Origin of the sequence: Streptomyces sp. NPDC058812, from assembly GCF_042744565.1 — a bacterium.
Lineage (GTDB): Bacteria > Actinomycetota > Actinomycetes > Streptomycetales > Streptomycetaceae > Streptomyces > Streptomyces thinghirensis.
Genome location: NZ_JBHYOB010000016.1, coordinates 120945 through 141329 on the forward strand (window position 1 = coordinate 120945; position 20385 = coordinate 141329).

Below are 20385 nucleotides of genomic sequence, written 5' to 3' on the forward strand. Positions count from 1 at the left end.
GACCCCGTAGTCTCGTCCCTTGTGAGTACGCGCGCGGCACAGGCACTTCGACCCGGTGGCGATGCCGTGTGCGTGGTGCGCGGACTGACCAAGACCTATCCGGCGGTACGCGGCAGGCGCGGCGTTCCGGCCACTCCCGAGGTACGGGCCACCGACGACGTGACCCTGGAGATCCGCCGCGGTGAGATCTTCGGACTGCTCGGGCCGAACGGCGCCGGCAAATCCACCCTCGTACGCCAGCTCACCGGGCTGATGCGGCCCGACCGCGGCAGCGTGGAGATCCTCGGGCACGACATCGTGCGCCACCCGGAGCGGGCCGCGCGGATCCTCGCCTACCTCGGGCAGGAGTCCAGTGCCCTGGACGAGCTGACCGTGTCGCTCGCCGCCGAGACCACCGGACGGCTGCGCGGCCTGGAGGTGCGGCAGGCGCGCGCCGAGCGGGACGCCGTCCTCGACGAGCTGGGCCTGACCCCGCTCGCCGCCCGCCCGATCAGGAAGCTCTCCGGCGGGCAGCGCCGCCTGGCCTGCTTCGCCGCCGCGCTGGTGGGGGAGCGCTCGCTGCTCGTCCTGGACGAGCCGACCACCGGCATGGACCCGGTGGCCCGGCGCGCCGTGTGGGCGGCCGTCGACCGGCGGCGCGCCGAGCACGGCAGCACCGTCCTGCTGGTCACCCACAACGTCATCGAGGCCGAGACCGTGCTGGACCGGGTCGCCGTCCTCGACCGGGGCCGGGTGATCGCCTGCGACACGCCCTCCGGGCTCAAGGAGAAGGTCGCCGGAGAGGTCCGCGTCGACCTGGTGTGGCGCGAGACGGCACCGCTCAACGTCCCGGAGGTCGCCGCCCTGCGCGACCGCGCCACCGAGTCGGGGCGCCGCTGGACGCTGCGGCTCGCCCCCGAGGAGGCCCGCGCGGTCGTCGCCACCGTCACCGGCGGCGCCGCCTTCGCCGCCCTGGACGACTTCACCCTGGCCACGCCCAGCCTGGAGGACGTCTACCTGGCGCTGGGCGGCGCCGCGCGGCAGGGGCTGGTGAGGGCTTGAGCACCCGAACGGTGAGCACACCGGCCGCCGCATCCGTACCCATCAGGGCGACCGCTTCGAACGACCCGACCGAAGGGGAGCAGCGCGACGTGAGTGTCGTACCCGCCGATGTCCTGCCGGGCGGTGCCCTGGCCGTCGAGGAGCAGGGCCCCGTCGGCGCGGCCGAGCTCGGCCCCAAGGCACGGCTGTGGCCGTCCCTGGTGGCCGTGTACCGGGCGCAGCTGTCCCGGGCGCGGGTCGCGCGCATCCCGCTGCTGTTCGTGGCCACCTTCCAGTCGATCGGCATCATGATCCTGATGCGCGGGGTCGTGGACGGCGGCGGTGAGGCACAGGCCGTGGTCGCCGGGTCGGCGGTGCTCGTCGTGGCCTTCGTCGCGCTGAACCTCCTCGCCCAGTACTTCGGCCAGCTGCGCGCGAGCGGTGGCCTCGACCACTACGCGACGCTGCCGGTGCCGCCGGCCGCGGTGGTGCTGGGCGCGGCGGGCGCGTACGCGTCCTTCACCGTGCCGGGGACCGTGGTGACGGCGGTGTTCGGGTGCCTGCTGTTCGGGCTGCCGATGACGCATCTGTGGGTGCTGGTGGCCGTGATCCCGCTGGCCGGCGCCGCGCTCGCCGGGCTGGGCGCGGCGCTGGGGCTGCTCGCGCCGCGGCCGGAGTTCGCCACGCTGCTCGGCCAGCTGGGCATGTCGGCGGCGCTGCTGCTGGGCGTGCTGCCCGCCGAGCGGATGCCGGAGGTGGTGCGCGTGGCGCGGGACCTGCTGCCCTCCACGTACGGAGTAGAGGCCCTCGCGCGTACGTTCGGGGACCGGCCCGACTGGGCCTTCGTCCTCGGTGACCTCGCGGTGTGCGCCGTGGTCGGGGTGATCTCGCTGGCGGTCGCCACCTGGGCGTACCGCCGGGCCGCCGTCCGGTGACGCGCCGCACAGGCGGGTTTGGCACGATGGCGGGGTGACCGCACCTCTGACTCCGCCACCACCCCCGAACGAACGCTCGTCGTACCAGGGCGGGCCGGTGCCTCCGCCCGTCGGCGCGCACGCGGTGGGCGCCGCGTCCGGCGCCACGTACGACCACCACGGCGAACAGGACGGCCCCGGGATGTTGACCGAAGTGCGTCAGGCCGCCGTGACCGTGGTGGCGGTGGCGATCTCCGGCCTGCTGCTGGGCGTGCTGTGGTGGAAGCTGGCACCGACCGTGCCGCTGGTCGGGGATCTGGTCGGCGGCGAGTGGGTCGTCTACCTCAAGGAGTCCGAGAGCGAACACGCGGTCGGCGTCGACGGCACGTTCACACTGCTCGCGCTGGCGTTCGGAGCACTCAGCGCGGTGGTCGTCTTCCTGCTGCGGCGGCGTGGGGGTGTGCCGCTGGTGGTGGCGCTGGGCGTCGGCGGGCTGCTCGGGTCGCTGCTGGCGTGGCGGGTCGGCGTGTGGCTGGGGCCCGCGCAGGACGTGATCGCCCACGCGAAGGACGTCGGCAAGGGAGTGACGTTCTCCGCGCCGCTGAAACTGGGGGCCAAGGGGGCCCTGCTGGCGTGGTCGGTGGCGGCGCTGGTGGTCCACCTGGGACTGACGGGGCTGTTCGGGCCCCGGGACCCGGAGCCCGACCCCTGGCCCGCGCCTCAGCGGTATCCGGCGGGGCCGTACGGGGAGAAGTCGGCGTAGCCCCTCCCCGGCCAGCCGCGTCACCAACCTCTCCGGACAGCACACCTAGGCGGGGCGGCGGCCGTGGTTGGCCTTGCGCTTCTTGATGCGCCACCTGCGTTTGCGGGTTCTCTTCGACATGTTCTGTCTGATTAGCCGACAACCGGGCGCCCGTCCAGGGGCTACGCGCGGCCGATCGGGGCGAGGACCGCGTCCGTGAGCTTGGCCAGGTCCTCGGGGGCGAGTTCGACCTCCAGGCCGCGGCGGCCCGCCGAGACGCAGATCGTGGCGTGGCCCGAGGCGGACGCGTCCAGGACCGTCGGGAGCCTCTTGCGCTGGCCCAGGGGAGAGATTCCGCCCCGGACATATCCCGTGGTCCGCTCGGCCAGTGCCGGGTCGGCCATCGCCGAGCGTTTGCCGCCGACCGCGGCCGCCAGCGCCTTCAGGTCCAGCTGGCCCGCCACCGGCACCACGGCGACCGTCAGCGCGCCGTCGACGTCCGCCACCAGCGTCTTGAAGACCCGCTCCGGCGAGACGCCCATCGCCTCGGCCGCCTCCTCGCCGTAGGACGGGTGGGCGGGGTCGTGGTCGTACGCGTGGACCGCGTACGTCACACCGGCCGCCGCGAGCGCCACCGTCGCCGGGGTGCCACCGGACTGCTGCTGCTTCTTCGACTTCTTCGCCATGGGGACCCGTACCTCAGTTGAGACTCGTCGGGCCGCGCGTCAGCTCCGACGCGGGCAGGGACGGCAGCGTACGGATGATGGCCGTCTCGGAGCGAAGGAGTTTCAGCTCGTCCCGGAGGCGGGACGCCGTGTCCGGGGCCTGGAGCAGACGCTGCTTGGTCGGTGTGTCCAGCATCATCGCGGCGGCGACCAGGTAGGAGACCACGCCCGGCTCGTCCGGCAGTTCGGCGCCGGTCGCCAGCGACCGCTCGCGTGCCCCCGCCAGCCGCTTCTGGTACTGCCGGAAGGACCGCAGCACCCCCTCGGCCAGCGCCCCCGCCTCGTCGCCGGGTTCCTCGGACAGCGGCTCCAGCTCGGCCGTCAGGAAGGGGCCCGAGGCCTCCACCGAGAGCAGCCGCACCCGGTTCGTGCCGGTCGCCAGCACCTCGAAGGTGCCGTCGGCGCGTTCGCGGACCGTCGCCGCGTCCGCGATGCAGCCCACCTTGTGGAACGCCTTGACCGGGTCGGTCCCGAACCCGGCCGCCGGCCCGCGCTCCAGCGTCGTCGTCGGGTCGGGCAGGCCGGGTTCGGTCTGGGCGACCTCGTAGCCGTCGCGGATCGCCACGACGGCGAACCGGCGCGGCTCGTCCTCGGGGGTCTTCAGCAACTCGCGCATCATGGCGCGATAGCGCTCCTCGAAGATGTTGAGCGGGAGCACCAGCCCCGGGAACAGAACCGAGTTCAGGGGGAAGAGGGGAAGCCGGACGGTGGTCACGACGCAGAAGCCTAATGGTCGCCGGGGCGGACGCGATCGTCGTGCCCACTTCGTGGATGACCTGAACCTGTCGTCCCGGACCCGGCGGCCACCGCCGCACGGACGTCCGCGCGCACCTGGAGGAAGCGGCCGAGGGGGTCGTCCGTGTCCCGGGCCCAGGGGAAGGACGTGACGTACGGGCCGGTCAGACGCAGTTGTTCCGCCGCGTCCTGGTGGCGCTCCAGGCGTACCAGTACGTACGTCAGGAGGTTCCGCAGCTCCGCCGGCCACGGGTCGGCCGCCGGGTGGGCGGCCGAGAGGGCGATCGCGCGGTCCGCCGCCGCGTCCAGGCGGGCCCGGTGCACGCCGCCGGCCGCGTCGCCGCCGTCGTCCGTGGTCAGACAGGTGAAGGCCGCCCGTACCGGCAGCGCCCGTACGAGGGCGTCCTCGGGCGCGTCCCGCGCCGCCGTCTCGGCGAAGTCCAGGCATTCGCGGTGGGCGGCGGGCGAGGCGGCGGCCAGGTACTCCAGGGCGGCGACGTGGCAGCCGTAGTGGTGCGGGGAGCGGCGGACCGCCTGTGCCCACAGCCGCTCGAACTCGGCGTGTCCGGCGTGTGCGCCCCGCGCGGCGTCCAGTGCGGTCCGCCACGGCACCGGGTCGCGTCCGGCGGCCTCGGCGGCGGCGGTGACCGCGGGGGTGATCTGGCGCAGCAGTTCGGCGCGGGCCGGTGAGTCCCAGTGACGGTCCACCGTCAGGCGGGCCGCGATCAGCAGGGCGTCGGGGTCGTCCGGGGCGGTGGCGCGCCAGTTCTCGAGCCATTCGGTGCGGGAGCGGGCGAAGGCGGCCAGCCGGGTCGCGTAGCGGTCGCGGTGCTCCCAGTCGGCGTTCTCACGGGTGCCGGCGAGGAGAGCGGCCGCGGGCGCGTACTCGCCCTGGGCCGCCGCGACCAGGGCGGGGGCGAGACGGTCGTCGGGGGCGTCGAGGAGCACGTCGTCGTCTTGGGCGAGCCGTGACGTCCGGGAGCGGGCCCGGGCCGCCGTCCGGAGGAACGCGCGCAGCATGGCCAGTACGACGGCCGACGGTTCGTGATGGTTGTGCGGCTCGGCTTCGCCTTCGGCCGTTTGTGTTCCCACCCGCGCCGCCTGTGCGGGTTTCATCGGGTGCGGGTGCGGGTGCGGGTGCGGGTGCGGGTGCGGGTGCCGATGCCGGTGCGGGGGCCGCGCTACCCGCGAGGGGAAGCCGCGCCACCCCCGACGGGAAGCCGTGCCGCCCCCAGGCGGTCAGTTCCGGCGGAGGAGCCGCGTCGCTCCCGCCGCGACCGTCGTCGCCAGGATCCAGCCCAGCAGGATCAGGGCCGTCGACAGCCACTGCCAGCCGTCGCGGAGTTGCCAGTAGCCGACCTGGCCGAGGTCGATGACCGGCAGTAGCAGGTCGAGGGCGAAGAGGCCGGGGTTCCAGTCCGGGTGCTCGCCGCTCTTCAGCGGTGGCGGGTCGGCGCGTGCGAAGGCGACCGAGCCGGCCGCCCACAGCACCGCCATCCACACCGCCGCCCGGCCCGGCCGGTAGCCGTAGGCGACCGTCCAGTCCTGGGCGTATCCCACCAGCTTCGCGGCGATCGGCAGGCTCTCGCGGCGCCGGCGGTGCTTGGCGAGCAGCACCTCGCGGGCGTCCTCGTCCTCACCGCCCGCCCGCAGCACGGCGGCGAGGCGCTCGTACGGTTCCGGGTTGTACTCGGCGGTCGCGGCGCCCACCCACCGCAGCCGCTTCTCCAGCGGGAACGGACCCCGCGGCACCAGGTTCTCGTAGGCGAAGCCGCCCATGTGCAGTCGGCCCGGGCCCGGCCAGCTGTCCGCCCGGTCCATCAGGTTGACCACCCGCGCCCCCGACAGCACGACCCGGCCGCGCGCCGGCCGCTCGCCCAGGAACCGCAGCTCGGGCGTCTGCACCCGGCGCAGCGACAGCTCCTGGTCGTCGGTGAACGTGAACCGGGCGTGCTCGAAGTCGACGGCGTCGCCGAACCGCCCGTCGTCCAGTCGCACCCCGCCCTCGCACTCGAACCGCTGGATCCGCGTCCCCTGCGCCGGAGTCGTGCCCCGCAGCAGTGGGCTGCCCAGGCCCGCCGGCGTCAGGTACAGCGTGCGCTCCACGGTCAGCTGCGGGGCGTTCAGCGCGTGCCGCGTGTACGGGTTGAGGAGCCGGGCGCCGCGCAGGCTCAGCGAGACGCCGACCTGGGCGCTGCGCAGACTCACCTCGCCGTACGACTCCAGCATCTCGGCCTGGAGGTCCTGCCCGACGCTCAGGCCGTCCGCGGCGATGGAACGGCCACTGCGGTCCCGGTGCGCGATGGCCTGGTTGAGCAGCAGGTCGGTGCCTATCTGCGCGTCGGTGAGGCGGATTCCGCCGGGGAAGCGGGAGCGCGGCAGGTGCAGATCACCCTCGGTGTGCAGCCGGGCCGCCTCCAGCCGGGGCACGTAGCAGTCCACCAACCGCAGGGTCGTGAAACGGCTCTCCGGCAGCAGGACCTCCCGCTCGAAGCGGCAGCCCCGCAACTCGACGTAGGGCACTACCGTGCCGCCCGCGAGATCCATCGTGTCGCTGATCAACACGCCCACGAGCTGCAGCGAGGACACCCGGCCCGCGAGCGCGGGCGGACCGTCGAGAAGCAGCCAGCACACGATGCGGGCCCGCACCGTCCGCTCCGGTCCCCACGGATGCCCGCCGTGCGGGTCGTCGACGAGTGCGTCCCCGCTGCTCAGGTCGTACACGCTGCCGTTGCGGAAGGCCTGCCACATGCCCGCCTCGGCGGCGGTCAGGTCGCCCGGCAGCTCTCCGTCACGGTGGCCCGCCCCCTCGGTCACGGCGCTTCACTCCCTCCCCAACTACTCGTCGGTCGCTCACTCTTCGTACAACCGTTCATGCCCGCTGGGTGACGCCCCGAACACTCAAAGTGAGCACGAACTGGCGCGGCCCCGCCAGTGCCCCGCCGTGGCCGCGAGGGCCCGTCGCGTTCTGTATCAGCCATTGATACGCGCGGACGGTGTCCGACGCGGGTCTGAGAGAATTGGTTCCGTGATCTCCCGAATCGATCTGCGCGGCGACGACCTCCCCGAGGGCCCCGCCCTGCGCGACCTGCTGCCCCGAGCCGACTTCGACGTCTCGGTCGCCCTGGAGAAGGTGCGTCCGATCTGCGAGGACGTGCATCATCGTGGCGACGCGGCGCTGATCGACTTCGCCGAGCGGTTCGACGGTGTCCGGCTCGACCAGGTCCGGGTGCCGGCGGCCGCGCTCACGCGCGCGCTGGAGGAGCTCGACCCGGCCGTGCGCGCGGCCCTGGAGGAGTCCATCCGCCGCGCCCGTCTCGTCCACCGCGAGCAGCGCCGTACGACCCACACCACCCAGGTGGTGCCCGGCGGCTCGGTCACCGAGAAGTGGGTGCCGGTCGACCGGGTCGGCCTGTACGCGCCCGGCGGGCGCTCGGTCTACCCGTCGTCCGTGATCATGAACGTCGTGCCCGCGCAGGAGGCCGGCGTCGAGTCGATCGCGCTCGCCTCCCCGGCGCAGGCGGAGTTCCACGGCCTGCCGCACCCGACGATCCTCGCCGCCTGCGCCCTGCTGGGCGTCGACGAGGTGTACGCGGCCGGCGGCGCCACCGCCGTCGCGATGTTCGCGTACGGCACCGAGTCCTGCCCGCCCGCCAACATGGTCACCGGCCCCGGCAACATCTGGGTCGCCGCCGCCAAGCGCTACTTCACCGGAAGGATCGGCATCGACGCCGAGGCCGGCCCGACCGAGATCGCGGTCCTCGCCGACTCCACGGCCGATCCGGTGCACGTCGCCTCCGACCTGATCAGCCAGGCCGAGCACGACCCGCTGGCGGCCGCCGTCCTGGTCACCGACTCCGTGGAGCTCGCGGACGCGGTGGAGAAGGAGCTGGAGCCGCAGGTCGAGGCGACCAAGCACATCGAGGACCGCATCCGCCCGGCCCTCGCCGGCCGCCAGTCCGCGATCGTCCTGGTCGACGGCCTGGCCGAGGGCCTGCGCGTGGTCGACGCGTACGGCGCCGAGCACCTGGAGATCCAGACCGCCGACGCCGCCGCCGTCGCCGACCGCGTGAAGAACGCCGGCGCGATCTTCGTCGGCCCCTGGGCGCCCGTCTCGCTCGGCGACTACGCGGCCGGGTCCAACCACGTCCTGCCCACCGGTGGCTGCGCCTGCCACTCTTCGGGCCTGTCGGTGCAGTCCTTCCTGCGCGGCATCCACATCGTCGACTACACGCGGGACGCCCTCGCCGAGGTCGCGCACCACGTGGTGACGCTGGCGGAGGCGGAGGACCTGCCCGCCCACGGCGCGGCGATCAAGGCACGTTTCGCCGGAGGCGAACAAATCGGGCACAGCGAGTGGAAGGTGCCGGAGAGCAAGTGACGTTCGGAATCGACGATCTCCCCGTACGGGACGAGCTGCGCGGCAAGTCCCCCTACGGCGCGCCCCAGCTGGACGTGCCCGTACGGCTGAACACCAACGAGAACCCCTACCCGCTGCCCGAGGCGCTGGTCGAGCGGATCACCGAGCGGGTCCGCGAGGCCGCCCGCGACCTCAACCGCTACCCCGACCGGGACGCGGTAGAGCTGCGCACCAGGCTCGCCGAGTACCTGACGGAGACCTCCGGGTACGCCGTGGACGTGCGCAACGTCTGGGCGGCCAACGGCTCCAACGAGGTCATCCAGCAGCTGCTGCAGGCCTTCGGCGGGCCGGGCCGCACCGCGATCGGCTTCGAGCCGTCGTACTCGATGCACGGCCTCATCGCGCGCGGCACCGGCACGGGCTGGATCTCCGGCCCGCGCCACGACGACTTCACCATCGACGTGCCCGCGGCCGAGCGGGCCGTAGCCGAGCACCGCCCCGACGTCGTCTTCATCACCACCCCCAACAACCCCACCGGCAACGCGGTCCCGGCCGAGACGGTCCTCGCGCTCTACGAGGCCGCACAGGCCGCCAAGCCCTCCATGGTCGTGGTCGACGAGGCCTACATCGAGTTCAGCCACGGCGCCTCCCTGCTGTCGCTGCTGGAGGGGCGGCCGTACCTCGTCGTCTCCCGCACGATGTCGAAGGCGTTCGGCGCGGCGGGCCTGCGCCTGGGCTACCTCGCCGCGCACCCGGCCGTCGTCGACGCCGTCCAGCTCGTACGGTTGCCCTACCACCTGTCGGCCGTCACCCAGGCGACCGCGCTGGCCGCCCTGGAGCACACCGGCACGCTGCTGAAGTACGTCGAGCAGCTGAAGACCGAGCGGGACCGACTCGTCGCCGAACTGCGCGCCATCGGCTACGAGGTGACCGAGTCCGACGCGAACTTCGTCCAGTTCGGGCGGTTCGCGGACTCCCACGAGGTCTGGCGACAGATCCTCGACCGGGGCGTCCTGGTCCGGGACAACGGCGTGCCGGGGTGGCTGCGGGTGACCGCCGGCACCCCGGCGGAGAACGACGCGTTCCTCGATGCGGTACGCGAACTGAAGAAGGAACAGGAGCAGAGCGGATGAGCCGCGTCGGGCGCGTGGAGCGCACCACCAAGGAGACCTCGGTCCTCGTCGAGATCGACCTCGACGGCACCGGCAAGACCGACATCGCCACCGGCGTCGGCTTCTACGACCACATGCTCGACCAGCTCGGCCGGCACGGTCTGTTCGACCTGACCGTGAAGACCGACGGCGACCTGCACATCGACTCCCACCACACCATCGAGGACACCGCCCTCGCGCTGGGCGCCGCCTTCAAGCAGGCCCTCGGCGACAAGGTGGGCATCTACCGCTTCGGCAACTGCACGGTCCCGCTGGACGAGTCCCTCGCCCAGGTCACCGTCGACCTGTCCGGCCGCCCCTACCTCGTGCACACCGAGCCCGAGAAGATGGCGCCGATGATCGGCGAGTACGACACGACGATGACCCGGCACATCCTGGAGTCCTTCGTCGCCCAGGCGCAGATCGCGCTGCACGTGCACGTGCCCTACGGGCGCAACGCGCACCACATCGTGGAGTGCCAGTTCAAGGCGCTGGCCCGGGCCCTGCGCTACGCCTCGGAGCGTGACCCGCGCGCCGTCGGCATCCTGCCTTCCACGAAGGGCGCGCTGTAACCCATGAACGGTACGTCCACCGCACTGATCGTCGTCGGCCTCTTCTTCCTCGGCGGCATCTACTCCTTCGCCAAGCAGCAGATGCCCAAGGGCCTGATCGTGCTGCTCTCCATCGGCGCCGCGATGTGCCTCTTCGCGGGCGTCCTGAGGCTGGAGGTCTGGAATTGACCGCCAAGCGGGTCGTCGTCTTCGACTACGGCTTCGGCAACGTCCGCTCCGCCGAGCGTGCCCTCGCGCGCGCGGGAGCCGATGTCGAGATCACCGGTGACTACGACAAGGCCATGAACGCCGACGGGCTGCTGGTGCCGGGCGTCGGCGCCTTCGCCGCCTGCATGGACGGCCTGAAGGCCGCGCGCGGCGACTGGGTCGTCGACCGCCGGCTGTCCGGCGGGCGCCCGGTGATGGGCATCTGCGTCGGCATGCAGATCCTGTTCGCGCGCGGCATCGAGCACGACGTGGAGGCCGAGGGCCTGGACGAGTGGCCCGGCACGGTCGGACCGCTCCAGGCCGACATCGTGCCGCACATGGGCTGGAACACGGTCGAGGCACCGGCCGACTCCCAGCTCTTCGCCGGCCTGGACGCGGACGCCCGCTTCTACTTCGTGCACTCCTACGCCGTCCACGACTGGACCCAGGAGTCGCACAACCCGCTGATCGCCGCTCCCAGGGTCACCTGGTCCACGCACGGCAAGCCCTTCGTGGCGGCCGTGGAGAACGGCGCCCTGTGGGCCACGCAGTTCCACCCCGAGAAGTCCGGCGACGCCGGAGCCCAGCTCCTCACCAACTGGATCGAGACCCTGTAGAGATGAGCAAGCTCGAACTCCTCCCCGCCGTCGACGTCCGCGACGGCCAGGCCGTCCGCCTCGTGCACGGCGAGTCCGGCACCGAGACCTCCTACGGCTCGCCGCTGGAGGCCGCCCTCGCCTGGCAGCGCTCCGGCGCCGAGTGGCTGCACCTCGTCGACCTGGACGCCGCCTTCGGCACCGGGGACAACCGCGAGCTGATCGCCGAGGTCGCGAAGGCCATGGACATCAAGGTGGAGCTGTCCGGCGGCATCCGCGACGACGACACCCTCGCCGCCGCGCTCGCCACCGGCTGCACGCGTGTGAACCTCGGCACGGCCGCTCTGGAGACCCCCGAGTGGGTCGCCAAGGTCATCGCCGAGCACGGCGACAAGATCGCGGTGGGTCTCGACGTACGGGGTACGACCCTGCGCGGCCGGGGCTGGACCCGGGACGGCGGCGACCTCTACGAGACGCTGGACCGCCTCAACAAGGAGGGCTGCGCCAGGTACGTCGTCACCGACATCGCCAAGGACGGCACCCTCCAGGGCCCCAACCTGGAACTCCTGAAGAACGTCTGCGCGGCGACCGACCGCCCGGTCGTGGCATCGGGCGGCGTCTCGTCCCTGGACGACCTCCGCGCGATCGCCGGTCTGGTCCCGGTCGGTGTCGAGGGGGCCATCGTCGGGAAGGCCCTGTACGCGAAGGCGTTCACCCTGGAAGAAGCCTTGGAGGCTGTGTCGCCATGACATCCGAAGCCGTACGGCGCGTGCAGAGCGGAAGTCCCTGGGAAGAGTCCTTCGGTTTCGCACGGGCCGTGGCGGCGGGTGACCGTGTCATCGTGGCGGGCACCACAGCCTTCAAGGGCGACATGCTCTACGGCGAGGGCGACCCGTACGAACAGACGAAGGTGGCCTTCGGCACCGCCGTCGAGGCCATCGCCGAGTTCGGGCTCGGCATCGAGTCCGTGATCCGGACCCGTGTGTGCCTGGCACATTCCCGCGACGTCGATGCGGTGGGCCGCGCCCACAAGGAGCTGTTCGACTCCGTACGCCCGGTCACGACCCTGCTGGTCGTGCAGGGCTTCATCGACTCGCGGGTGCTGGTGTCAGTCGAAGTGGAAGCGTATAGAGGAGCCGTGGATTCATGACCCTGGCGGTCCGAGTCATCCCCTGCCTGGACGTGGACAACGGCCGGGTCGTCAAGGGCGTCAACTTCCAGAACCTGCGCGACGCGGGCGACCCCGTCGAGATGGCCAAGGTGTACGACACCGAGGGCGCCGACGAGCTGACGTTCCTGGACATCACCGCCTCGTCGGGCAACCGCGAGACGACGTACGACGTGGTGCGCCGCACCGCCGAGCAGGTGTTCATCCCGCTGACCGTCGGCGGCGGCGTGCGCACCGCCGACGACGTCGACAAGCTGCTGCGGGCCGGTGCGGACAAGGTGGGCGTGAACACGGCCGCCATCGCCCGACCCGACCTGATCCGCGAGATCGCCGAGCGCTTCGGCCGCCAGGTCCTCGTCCTGTCGGTCGACGCCCGCCGGACCGAAGCGGGCACCTTCGAGGTGACCACCCACGGCGGCCGGCGCGGCACCGGCATCGACGCGGTGGAGTGGGCGCACCGCGCCGCCGAGCTGGGCGCGGGGGAGATCCTGCTGAACTCGATGGACGCGGACGGCACGAAGGACGGCTACGACCTGGAGATGATCGCGGCGGTCCGCAAGCACGTGACGGTCCCGGTCATCGCCTCCGGCGGCGCGGGCCGCCTCGCCGACTTCCCCCCGGCCGTCGAGGCGGGCGCGGACGCGGTGCTTGCGGCGTCCGTCTTCCACTTCGGCGACCTGCGGATCGGTCAGGTGAAGGAGACGCTGCGGGGGGCGGGGCATCCCGTTCGCTAGTTCGGGGCGTCGCTCGATGGTGGCAGCCGCGGCACCGCGCGTGAGGTTCGCTTCTAACGTGCAGATATGGCTGCGATCACGATCGAGTTCACCGAGGAAGAGCTGGTCGAGTTGTGGGCGGAGGCCCAGCATCGGGGCGTCGCCGTGGAGCGGCTCGCACATGACGCCCTGATCGAAGGCGTGGCGACCAGGCGTCAGAAGCGGGACTCCAGGACTTAGGAAGGGAAAGTTGCGCAAAGTTCGTTGCGCAACTTTCCCTTCCTAATTATGGTGGGGTCATGGCCCGTGAGGAGAACCGCCCCATCACCGACCTGGGCACCCTCAAAGCCCTGGCGCATCCCCTGCGCATGCAGCTGTACCGCGGCCTGTGCGTGGCGCGCACGGCGACCGCCTCGCAGCTCGCCGAACAGGTCGACGAGGCCGTCTCCCTGGTCAGCTACCACCTGCGCAAACTGGCCGAGCACGGACTGGTCGAGGAGGCGGAACCGCAGAGCGCGGACGGTCGGGAGCGCTGGTGGCAGCCCGCCTCGGACGGCGTGAGCATCCGCGACGAGAACTTCCGCGACGCCCCCGAGCGGGCGGCCGCCCACCTCGCGGCCACCCGACTCTTCCACCAACAGCGGACCGACATGTACCGCCGCTACCTGGACGAGCGCCCCACCTGGGGTCCTGAGTGGAACTCCGCCGCCCCCGACAACGAGTCCCTGCTGCGACTGACCCCCGCCGAACTGGCCGAACTGGGCGAGGAACTGCTCGCCCTGGCCAAGAAGTACGACGAGAAAGGGCGTGCGGCCGACGCCGCCGGCGACACCGAAGGGCGCGAGAACGTGGCGCTGCACGTATACGGGTTCCCGTTCCGTGTCTGAGGGGACCACGTCCGTGCCGGACACGGGCATACCTCGGACCGCCACCCCCGAACGCCCCGCCCACCGCGACCCCAACGTCCTGCGCTGGGTCGCCGCCTACACCGCGTCCATGGTCGGCGACATGGTCTTCTACCTCGCGCTGTCCTGGGCCGCCGTGCAGAACGGCACCCCCGCGCAGGCCGGCGTCGTCACCGCCGTCAGCGCGGTGCCCCGTGCGCTGCTCATGCTCGGCGGCGGGGTGGTCGCCGACCGGTTCGGGCCGCGCAAGGTCGTCATCGGCAGCGACGCCGTACGGTGCGCCACGGTGCTGGCGGTCGCCGCGCTGCTCTTCGTGACCGACCCGGGGCTGTGGCTCCTCGCCCTGCTCGCGGTCGTCTTCGGTACGGTCGACGCCCTCTTCCTGCCCGCCGTCGGGGCGCTCCCGGCCCGCATCACCGGCAAGGACCAGCTCGCCCGTGTCCAGGGCATGCGCGGCCTCGCCGTGCGCTTCGCCGCCGTCGTGGGCGCGCCGCTCGGCGGGCTCGGCGTGGCGGTCGGCGGCGCGTCGGCGGCCTTCGCGTTCGCGGGGCTGCTGATCGCCGTGTCGGTGCCGCTGCTGATCTCCGTACGGATGCGCGAGCTGCCGCCCGACGACGTGTCCGGCGCGCCCGCCGCGGGGGAGGCCACCGCGTGGCGGGACCTGGTGGGCGGACTCCGCTACATCCGCCGGCACCGCGTCCTCGGCCCGCTGATGGTGGCCATCGCCCTCGGCGACCTCGGCTTCGTCGGCCCCCTCAACGTCGGCCTGACCCTGCTCGCGGACGAGCGCGGCTGGGGCGCCTCCGGGATGGGCTGGGTGCTCGCCGGGTTCGGCACGGGGGCCGGAGTCGCCGCCCTGCTGCTGACCGTGCGGGGGCGCCTGCCGCGCGCCGGGTGTGTCGCCGCCGGTGCCATCATCCCCGGCGCGGCCGCGATCGGCGCCCTGGCGCAGGCCCCCGGGCTCCCCGTGGCCGTCGGTACCGCGGTGGTCGTCGGGCTGCTCACGGGGCTCAGCGGCGCCATGTGCGGGGCACTGTTGCAGACCCAGTCCGAACCCGCCTATCTGGGGCGCGTCACCGCCGTCGGCGGAATCGTCAGCCTGGGCATCGCGCCGCTGAGCATGCCGCTGTCCGCCGCCGCCATCGGCGTCTGGGGCACCGGCCCGGTCTTCGCCGTCAGTGGCGCGGTCTGCGCACTCGGCGGGGTCGTCGCCCTGTGTGCGCCCGGCGTGCGGCGGGCCGAACTGCCGAAGTAGCGGCCGCCGCCTCAGATCCCCAGCTGCTTCGTCTCGTGCAGCCTCGCGATCGCGTCCTTCTCGCCCTCCAGCTCCACCTTCGCGGCGCCCTGCCGCCCGTAGGCGAACAGCAGCAGCTCGGACGGCTCGCCGGTCGCGGTCACCACCGGCGTGCCCCGGTGGGCGACCGTCGTCTGGCCGTTCGGGCGGCGCAGCACCAGGCCCGTCGGGATGCCCCGGCCCATCAGCCGCGCGGCGCGCTCCAGCCGGGACCACAGGGCGTCCTGGAAGACCGGGTCCAACTCGCGCGGCGACCAGTCCGGCTGGGCACGGCGCACGTCCTCGGTGTGGACGTAGAACTCCACCGTGTTCGCCGCCTCGTCGACCTGTTTGAGCTGGAAGGGGGAGAAGCGGGGCGGACCCGTGCGGATCAGCTGGAGCAGCTCCTCGTACGGCTTCGCGCCGTACTCCTCCATCACCCGGTCGAGCCGGGACGCCAGCTGCTTGATCAGGGTGCCCCCGGCGGCGTCCGGCCGGCGCTCGCGCACCACCACGTGCGCGGCGAGGTCACGGGTGCGCCAGCCGTCGCACAAGGTCGGGGCGTCCGGACCCGCCGTCTCCAACAGGTCCGCGAGCAGAAGTCGTTCACGCTTGGCGAAAGTCGACATGCAGTCAGCCTACGGCGGTCTGCCGGGTCCGCCCAATGGACAGGGCCGGGGCGTGTCCGTCCCGCGCGGCACAATGGGCGCATGACCAGCAGCTCCCCCCGGCGTCCCAGCCCGCTCGCCCCGGAGATCGCCGCGCGTCTCAAGCGCGGCGCCGACGGCCTCCTGCCCGCCATCGCCCAGCAGTACGACACCGGTGAGGTGCTGATGCTCGGCTGGATGGACGACGAGGCACTGCACCGCACCCTGACGACGGGACGCTGCACCTACTGGTCACGCAGCCGTCAGGAGTACTGGGTCAAGGGCGACACCTCCGGGCACTTCCAGTGGGTGAAGTCCGTCGCCCTGGACTGCGACGCCGACACCCTCCTGGTCAAGGTCGACCAGGTCGGCGCCGCCTGCCACACCGGCGCGCGCACCTGTTTCGACGCCGACGTGCTCCTCGCGGACGGCGCGGACGGCGTCGACGGCGTCGACGGCGTCGACGGCGTCGACGGCGCGGGCTCCGGCGCGCCCGGCGCGGGTCAGTAGGGTCTGCCGACATGGACGACATGGACGTCATGGACCTCGAGACCTTCCGGAAGCTGGCCGCCGACCGCCGGGTGATCCCGGTCAGCCGCAAACTCCTCGCCGACGGCGACACCCCGGTCGCGCTGTACCGCAAGCTCGCCGCCGAACGCCCCGGCACCTTCCTGCTGGAGTCGGCGGAGAACGGCCGGGCGGCGTTCCGATGGTCTCGCTACTCCTTCGTCGGCGTCCGCAGCGCCGCCACCCTCACCGAGCGGGACGGGCAGGCCCACTGGCAGGGCACCCCGCCCGTCGGCGTCCCCACCGACGGCGACCCGCTCGCCGCCCTGCGCGCCACCGTCGAGGCCCTGCACACCCCGCGCGACCTCGCCCACGACCTGGGCCTGCCGCCCTTCACCGGCGGCATGGTCGGATACCTCGGCTACGACATCGTGCGCCGCCTGGAGAAGGTCGGCCCCGGGGAGCGCGACGACCTGAAGCTCCCCGAGCTGACCATGCTGCTCACCAGCGACCTCGCCGTCATGGACCACTGGGAGGGCTCGGTCCTGCTGATCGCCAACGCGATCAACCACAACGACCTCGAAACGGGCGTCGACGAGGCCTACGCCGACGCGGTCGCCCGCCTGGACGCCATGGAGGCCGACCTCACGCGTGCGGTGGCCCAGCCGCCGGCCGCGCTGCCGCCGTCCGAGCTGCCGGAGTACACCGCTCTGTGGGGCGGCCCCGACTTCCAGGAGGCCGTCGAGGACATCAAGGAGCGCATCCGCGCGGGCGAGGCCTTCCAGGTCGTCCCCTCCCAGCGCTTCGAGACGCCGTGCACGGCGAGCGCCCTGGACGTCTACCGGGTGCTGCGGGCCACCAACCCGTCCCCGTACATGTACCTGTTCCGCCTCGACGGCTTCGACGTCGTCGGATCGTCCCCGGAGGCCCTGGTCAAGGTGGAGGACGGGCGGGCCATGGTCCACCCGATCGCCGGCACCCGGCACCGCGGCGCCACCCCGCGGGAGGACCAGGCCCTCGCCGACGAACTGCTCGCCGACCCCAAGGAACGCGCCGAGCACCTCATGCTCGTCGACCTGGGCCGCAACGACCTCGGGCGCGTCTGCGAACCCGGCTCCGTCGAGGTCGTCGACTTCATGTCCGTCGAGCGGTACTCGCACGTCATGCACATCGTCTCGACGGTCACCGGACGGGTCGCCCCGGGCCGCACCGCCTTCGACGTCCTCACCGCCTGCTTCCCGGCCGGCACGCTCTCCGGCGCTCCCAAGCCGCGCGCCCTGCAGATCATCGACGAGCTCGAACCGTCCCGGCGCGGCCTGTACGGCGGCTGCGTCGGCTACCTCGACTTCGCGGGCGACTCCGACACCGCCATCGCCATCCGCACGGCACTGCTGCGCGACGGCACCGCCTACGTGCAGGCCGGCGCCGGCGTCGTCGCCGACTCCGACCCGGTCGCCGAGGACACCGAGTGCCGCAACAAGGCGGCGGCGGTGCTGCGGGCGGTGCACACGGCCAACCGGCTGGGGCAGTAGGGCCAACCGGCTCCCGCGGATGGGGCGGATCTCACGCCCGCCAATCCGAACCCCGGGTGACGGTTCGCCCGGGGTTCGGGTGATAGTGGAGTACGTGACAGCCGTTCCTCACCCCCGTACCCCAGCCGCAGGACCCGCCCGGGCCGGCCGCCGGAGCCTCGCCGCCGCCCTGCTGTGCGGCGCGCTCGGCGCGGCCGTCGCCCTGCTCGCCACCCGGCAGGAGTGGGCGGAGGGCACCGCGACGGTGGCCGGCGGCGCGTTCCCCCTGACCGCCACGGGCAGCGACGTCACGGGCGTACCCGCGGCGCTCGCCATAGTGGGCCTCGCCGCGCTGGTCGCCGTCTTCGCCGTCCGCCGCACGGGCCGGTTCGCTGTCGCGGCCCTGCTCGCGCTGAGCGGTGCGGGGACCGTCGCCGCGGCCCTGGCCGGCGCCTCCGACAGCTCCGCCCTGGACGACCAGGCCGCGAAGGCCGCCGGCGACACCTCGGCCACCGTGGACGTCCTCTCCCACACCGCCTGGCCGTACGTCGCGGCCGTGGGCGGCGCCCTGCTCCTGCTGGCCGGGCTGCTCGCCCTGCGCTACGGCCGCCTGTGGCCCGCGATGTCCGGCCGCTACGAGCGCGACGGCACCCCGCGCCCGCGCCGCAAGCCGCAGACCGTCGACCCGGACCGCCCCGAGGACATCTGGAAGGCCCTCGACCGCGGCGAGGACCCGACCGGCGCCTGACCCGCGGTTCACCCGCGCGCACGCGGGCACCCGCCGACGTGACACGCGCGCTCCGGGCCCGGCGGCCGTCACGCGCGCGTGGGAAGCACCCCCGCTCACACCGCGCGCGCCCGTGCGGGACAATGGGCACGAGCGTCCTGCTCAGACTTGGCACACAGCAACGAGGAGCAAGCAATGTCGGGCAGCAGCCACGGTCACACCCCGGCCGCCTGGACGGGTGTCATCATCGCCTTCATCGGTTTCTGCATCGCGGGCGTGTTCATGGTGGCGGCCCAGCCGTTGGGCTTCTGGGCCGGCATGGTGGTCGTGCTCCTCGGCGGTGTCGTGGGCGGCATCATGCGCATGATGGGCCTCGGCCAGCCGAAGCAGAACCACCCCGTGCACCAGGTCGCCGGCGAGCGCGAGCCGGCCGACGCCAAGGGCTGACCAGGCACGGCGGTCACGGCACCTCCCGAGGGGCGGACCGGCACGCAGGTGCCGGGGCCGTCCCTCACGTGCGCGTACGGCCCGGCGGGGGCAGAATGCGGTGCGTGGACGCCGAGACCGGGAAAACGACGCAGAACACGACCGTTACGCGGGGCGCGCCCGCCCTCCTTGGCCTGGCCGCTCCCGCCGGGGTGCTCGCGGCCGTCGTCGGCGCGTTCGCGTACGTGGGGAGCGTCGACCCCAACGAACCCGGCCACTACCCCGTCTGCCCCCTGCTGCGCTTCACCGGCATCTACTGTCCCGGCTGCGGCGGCCTGCGCAGCGCCCACGCGTTCGTCCACGGGGACGTGCTGACCGCGCTGCACGCCAACGCTCCGGCCGTCCTCGGCTATCTGGGCTTCGCCGTGCTGTGGACCGTCTGGGTGATCCGCGTGGCGCGCGGCCGTCCCCTGCGGATCGACCTCGGCCCGGCCCACCTGTGGACGCTGGGGGCGTTGCTGCTGGTCTTCACGGTTGTCCGGAACCTGCCGTTCGGTGGCTGGCTCCTCCCTTGATCACCTGGCGAACGTCCAGGTAGTGGGACCGGCGTCAACCGGATGCGAGGCCCGTGCCCTGCTCCGGATACCATCACAGTGACCACAGGTTTCGCCGTCTGAAAGGGGGCCGCTCGCGTGAGTGTGCTCGACGAGATCATCGACGGAGTCCGTGCCGACCTCGCGGAACGGCAGGCGCGCGTCAGCCTCGACGAGCTCAAGGAGCGCGCGGCCAAGGCTCGCCCCGCCAAGGACGGCGTGTCCGCCCTGCGCGGCGACGGCGTCAAGGTCATCTGCGAGGTCAAGCGCTCCAGCCCGTCCAAGGGCGCGCTTGCCGCCATCGCCGACCCCGCCGGACTCGCCGCGGACTACGAGGCGGGCGGCGCCGCCGTCATCTCCGTGCTCACCGAGGAGCGCCGCTTCGGCGGCTCGCTGGCCGACCTGGACTCGGTCCGCGCGCGCGTGGACATCCCCGTGCTGCGCAAGGACTTCATCGTCACCTCGTACCAGCTGTGGGAGGCGCGTGCGCACGGCGCCGACCTCGTGCTGCTGATCGTCGCGGCCCTCGAGCAGCCGGCGCTGGAGTCGCTGATCGAGCGCGCCGAGTCCATCGGACTCACCCCGCTCGTCGAGGTGCACGACGAGGACGAGGTCGAGCGCGCGGTGGACGCCGGCGCCAAGATCATCGGCGTCAACGCGCGCAATCTGAAGACGCTGGAGGTCGACCGCGGCACGTTCGAGCGGGTCGCCCCGGAGATCCCGGCGCACATCGTCAAGGTCGCCGAGTCCGGCGTCCGCGGCCCGCACGACCTCATCGCCTACGCCAACGAGGGCGCCGACGCCGTCCTGGTCGGGGAGTCCCTGGTCACCGGCCGCGACCCGAAGACGGCCGTCTCCGACCTGGTGGCCGCCGGCGAACACCCGGCACTGCGGCACGGGCGCGGCTGACCCCC

At 72.9% G+C, this 20385-nt stretch carries 25 protein-coding genes; 20 read left to right on the forward strand and 5 right to left on the reverse strand.

The features are described 5' to 3' along the window. Window positions 1-66: 66 nt before the first annotated feature. From ACFW48_RS28460 to ACFW48_RS28470, 3 genes are all read left to right on the forward strand, one after another. Complete coding sequence (locus ACFW48_RS28460; RefSeq protein ID WP_386319423.1) at window positions 67-1041, forward strand: ABC transporter ATP-binding protein; 975 nt, start codon at window positions 67-69, stop codon at window positions 1039-1041. Window positions 1042-1130: 89 nt separating this feature from the next. Beyond that, the gene (locus ACFW48_RS28465; protein WP_386319273.1) at window positions 1131-1955 is read left to right on the forward strand and encodes an ABC transporter permease; all 825 of its coding nucleotides are present in this window, start codon (window positions 1131-1133) and stop codon (window positions 1953-1955) included. Window positions 1956-1989: 34 nt separating this feature from the next. Then, a complete protein-coding gene (locus tag ACFW48_RS28470) occupies window positions 1990-2697 on the forward strand; it encodes an AAA family ATPase (protein WP_386319276.1) in 708 nt (235 codons plus the stop codon). A gap of 161 nt (window positions 2698-2858) precedes the next feature. Here ACFW48_RS28470 and ybaK read toward each other — a convergent pair whose 3' ends face one another. From ybaK to ACFW48_RS28490, 4 genes are all read right to left on the reverse strand, one after another. Further along, the gene (gene ybaK, locus ACFW48_RS28475; RefSeq protein WP_386319278.1) at window positions 2859-3362 is read right to left on the reverse strand and encodes a Cys-tRNA(Pro) deacylase; all 504 of its coding nucleotides are present in this window, start codon (window positions 3360-3362) and stop codon (window positions 2859-2861) included. Between the two features lie 13 nt (window positions 3363-3375). Beyond that, entirely contained in the window at window positions 3376-4116 is a 741-nt protein-coding gene (locus ACFW48_RS28480; protein ID WP_386319281.1) for an LON peptidase substrate-binding domain-containing protein, read from the reverse strand. Window positions 4117-4127: 11 nt separating this feature from the next. Further along, window positions 4128-5156: a hypothetical protein gene (locus ACFW48_RS28485; protein WP_386319426.1), complete on the reverse strand. Its 1029-nt coding sequence runs from the start codon at window positions 5154-5156 to the stop codon at window positions 4128-4130. A gap of 219 nt (window positions 5157-5375) precedes the next feature. Beyond that, the gene (locus ACFW48_RS28490; protein ID WP_386319284.1) at window positions 5376-6953 is read right to left on the reverse strand and encodes an oxidoreductase; all 1578 of its coding nucleotides are present in this window, start codon (window positions 6951-6953) and stop codon (window positions 5376-5378) included. A gap of 211 nt (window positions 6954-7164) precedes the next feature. On the opposite strand from ACFW48_RS28490, the gene hisD reads away from it, so the two are divergent. The 11 genes from hisD to ACFW48_RS28545 all read left to right on the forward strand — a co-directional run bounded on the left by hisD (window position 7165) and on the right by ACFW48_RS28545 (window position 15042). Further along, the gene (gene hisD, locus ACFW48_RS28495) at window positions 7165-8517 is read left to right on the forward strand and encodes a histidinol dehydrogenase (protein WP_386319287.1); all 1353 of its coding nucleotides are present in this window, start codon (window positions 7165-7167) and stop codon (window positions 8515-8517) included. Then, a complete protein-coding gene (locus ACFW48_RS28500; RefSeq protein ID WP_386319290.1) occupies window positions 8514-9629 on the forward strand; it encodes a histidinol-phosphate transaminase in 1116 nt (371 codons plus the stop codon). The genes hisD and ACFW48_RS28500 overlap by 4 nt, the downstream gene beginning before the upstream one ends. Further along, the gene (hisB, locus tag ACFW48_RS28505; protein WP_210959041.1) at window positions 9626-10219 is read left to right on the forward strand and encodes an imidazoleglycerol-phosphate dehydratase HisB; all 594 of its coding nucleotides are present in this window, start codon (window positions 9626-9628) and stop codon (window positions 10217-10219) included. The genes ACFW48_RS28500 and hisB overlap by 4 nt, the downstream gene beginning before the upstream one ends. Window positions 10220-10222: 3 nt before the next feature. Then, the gene (locus ACFW48_RS28510; protein WP_031031034.1) at window positions 10223-10387 is read left to right on the forward strand and encodes a hypothetical protein; all 165 of its coding nucleotides are present in this window, start codon (window positions 10223-10225) and stop codon (window positions 10385-10387) included. Next, window positions 10384-11022 carry an imidazole glycerol phosphate synthase subunit HisH gene (gene hisH / locus ACFW48_RS28515; protein WP_386319292.1) on the forward strand — a complete coding sequence of 213 codons (639 nt, stop codon included), beginning with the start codon at window positions 10384-10386 and terminating at the stop codon, window positions 11020-11022. Before ACFW48_RS28510 ends, hisH begins: the two co-directional genes overlap by 4 nt. A gap of 2 nt (window positions 11023-11024) precedes the next feature. Next, the gene (gene priA, locus ACFW48_RS28520) at window positions 11025-11750 is read left to right on the forward strand and encodes a bifunctional 1-(5-phosphoribosyl)-5-((5-phosphoribosylamino)methylideneamino)imidazole-4-carboxamide isomerase/phosphoribosylanthranilate isomerase PriA (RefSeq protein ID WP_386319295.1); all 726 of its coding nucleotides are present in this window, start codon (window positions 11025-11027) and stop codon (window positions 11748-11750) included. Continuing rightward, the gene (locus tag ACFW48_RS28525) at window positions 11747-12151 is read left to right on the forward strand and encodes a RidA family protein (protein WP_003976767.1); all 405 of its coding nucleotides are present in this window, start codon (window positions 11747-11749) and stop codon (window positions 12149-12151) included. The genes priA and ACFW48_RS28525 overlap by 4 nt, the downstream gene beginning before the upstream one ends. Beyond that, on the forward strand, window positions 12148-12903 hold the full coding sequence (gene hisF, locus ACFW48_RS28530) for an imidazole glycerol phosphate synthase subunit HisF (RefSeq protein ID WP_386319297.1): 756 nt from the start codon (window positions 12148-12150) through the stop codon (window positions 12901-12903). The genes ACFW48_RS28525 and hisF overlap by 4 nt, the downstream gene beginning before the upstream one ends. Window positions 12904-12969: 66 nt before the next feature. Then, window positions 12970-13122 (forward strand): hypothetical protein, encoded by a 153-nt coding sequence (locus ACFW48_RS28535; protein WP_386319300.1) that lies wholly within the window; start codon window positions 12970-12972, stop codon window positions 13120-13122. A 59-nt stretch (window positions 13123-13181) separates the two neighbouring features. Further along, window positions 13182-13769 carry an ArsR/SmtB family transcription factor gene (locus ACFW48_RS28540; RefSeq protein WP_386319302.1) on the forward strand — a complete coding sequence of 196 codons (588 nt, stop codon included), beginning with the start codon at window positions 13182-13184 and terminating at the stop codon, window positions 13767-13769. After that, the gene (locus tag ACFW48_RS28545; protein WP_386319304.1) at window positions 13762-15042 is read left to right on the forward strand and encodes an MFS transporter; all 1281 of its coding nucleotides are present in this window, start codon (window positions 13762-13764) and stop codon (window positions 15040-15042) included. Before ACFW48_RS28540 ends, ACFW48_RS28545 begins: the two co-directional genes overlap by 8 nt. An 11-nt stretch (window positions 15043-15053) precedes the next feature. Here ACFW48_RS28545 and ACFW48_RS28550 read toward each other — a convergent pair whose 3' ends face one another. Next, a complete protein-coding gene (locus tag ACFW48_RS28550; protein ID WP_386319307.1) occupies window positions 15054-15689 on the reverse strand; it encodes a TIGR03085 family metal-binding protein in 636 nt (211 codons plus the stop codon). 81 nt (window positions 15690-15770) lie between these two features. On the opposite strand from ACFW48_RS28550, the gene hisI reads away from it, so the two are divergent. The 6 genes from hisI to trpC all read left to right on the forward strand — a co-directional run bounded on the left by hisI (window position 15771) and on the right by trpC (window position 20380). Next, complete coding sequence (hisI, locus tag ACFW48_RS28555; protein ID WP_386319309.1) at window positions 15771-16217, forward strand: phosphoribosyl-AMP cyclohydrolase; 447 nt, start codon at window positions 15771-15773, stop codon at window positions 16215-16217. A 29-nt stretch (window positions 16218-16246) separates the two neighbouring features. Continuing rightward, a complete protein-coding gene (locus tag ACFW48_RS28560) occupies window positions 16247-17746 on the forward strand; it encodes an anthranilate synthase component I (protein WP_386319428.1) in 1500 nt (499 codons plus the stop codon). Window positions 17747-17831: 85 nt separating this feature from the next. Beyond that, complete coding sequence (locus ACFW48_RS28565) at window positions 17832-18473, forward strand: TIGR02234 family membrane protein (RefSeq protein WP_386319312.1); 642 nt, start codon at window positions 17832-17834, stop codon at window positions 18471-18473. Window positions 18474-18647: 174 nt separating this feature from the next. Further along, on the forward strand, window positions 18648-18899 hold the full coding sequence (locus ACFW48_RS28570) for an HGxxPAAW family protein (RefSeq protein WP_386319315.1): 252 nt from the start codon (window positions 18648-18650) through the stop codon (window positions 18897-18899). A 95-nt stretch (window positions 18900-18994) separates the two neighbouring features. Next, window positions 18995-19453, forward strand: a complete 459-nt coding sequence (locus tag ACFW48_RS28575; protein ID WP_386319431.1) for a DUF2752 domain-containing protein — start codon at window positions 18995-18997, stop codon at window positions 19451-19453. Window positions 19454-19570: 117 nt separating this feature from the next. Then, window positions 19571-20380 (forward strand): indole-3-glycerol phosphate synthase TrpC, encoded by an 810-nt coding sequence (gene trpC, locus ACFW48_RS28580; protein WP_121746507.1) that lies wholly within the window; start codon window positions 19571-19573, stop codon window positions 20378-20380. Window positions 20381-20385: the final 5 nt, after the last annotated feature.

Bases quoted from the DNA above. Each gene is read 5' to 3' on its own strand.
- hisI (WP_386319309.1), top strand. From the start codon at position 15,771: ATGACCAGCAGCTCCCCCCGGCGTCCCAGCCCGCTCGCCCCGGAGATC.
- ACFW48_RS28570 (WP_386319315.1), top strand. From the start codon at position 18,648: ATGTCGGGCAGCAGCCACGGTCACACCCCGGCCGCCTGGACGGGTGTC.
- ACFW48_RS28560 (WP_386319428.1), top strand. From the start codon at position 16,247: ATGGACCTCGAGACCTTCCGGAAGCTGGCCGCCGACCGCCGGGTGATC.
- ACFW48_RS28575 (WP_386319431.1), top strand. From the start codon at position 18,995: ATGCGGTGCGTGGACGCCGAGACCGGGAAAACGACGCAGAACACGACC.
- ACFW48_RS28525 (WP_003976767.1), top strand. From the start codon at position 11,747: ATGACATCCGAAGCCGTACGGCGCGTGCAGAGCGGAAGTCCCTGGGAA.
- ACFW48_RS28540 (WP_386319302.1), top strand. From the start codon at position 13,182: ATGGCCCGTGAGGAGAACCGCCCCATCACCGACCTGGGCACCCTCAAA.
- hisB (WP_210959041.1), top strand. From the start codon at position 9,626: ATGAGCCGCGTCGGGCGCGTGGAGCGCACCACCAAGGAGACCTCGGTC.
- ACFW48_RS28510 (WP_031031034.1), top strand. From the start codon at position 10,223: ATGAACGGTACGTCCACCGCACTGATCGTCGTCGGCCTCTTCTTCCTC.
- priA (WP_386319295.1), top strand. From the start codon at position 11,025: ATGAGCAAGCTCGAACTCCTCCCCGCCGTCGACGTCCGCGACGGCCAG.
- ACFW48_RS28485 (WP_386319426.1), bottom strand. From the start codon at position 5,156: ATGCTGCGCGCGTTCCTCCGGACGGCGGCCCGGGCCCGCTCCCGGACG.
- ACFW48_RS28535 (WP_386319300.1), top strand. From the start codon at position 12,970: ATGGCTGCGATCACGATCGAGTTCACCGAGGAAGAGCTGGTCGAGTTG.
- ACFW48_RS28550 (WP_386319307.1), bottom strand. From the start codon at position 15,689: ATGTCGACTTTCGCCAAGCGTGAACGACTTCTGCTCGCGGACCTGTTG.
- ybaK (WP_386319278.1), bottom strand. From the start codon at position 3,362: ATGGCGAAGAAGTCGAAGAAGCAGCAGCAGTCCGGTGGCACCCCGGCG.
- hisF (WP_386319297.1), top strand. From the start codon at position 12,148: ATGACCCTGGCGGTCCGAGTCATCCCCTGCCTGGACGTGGACAACGGC.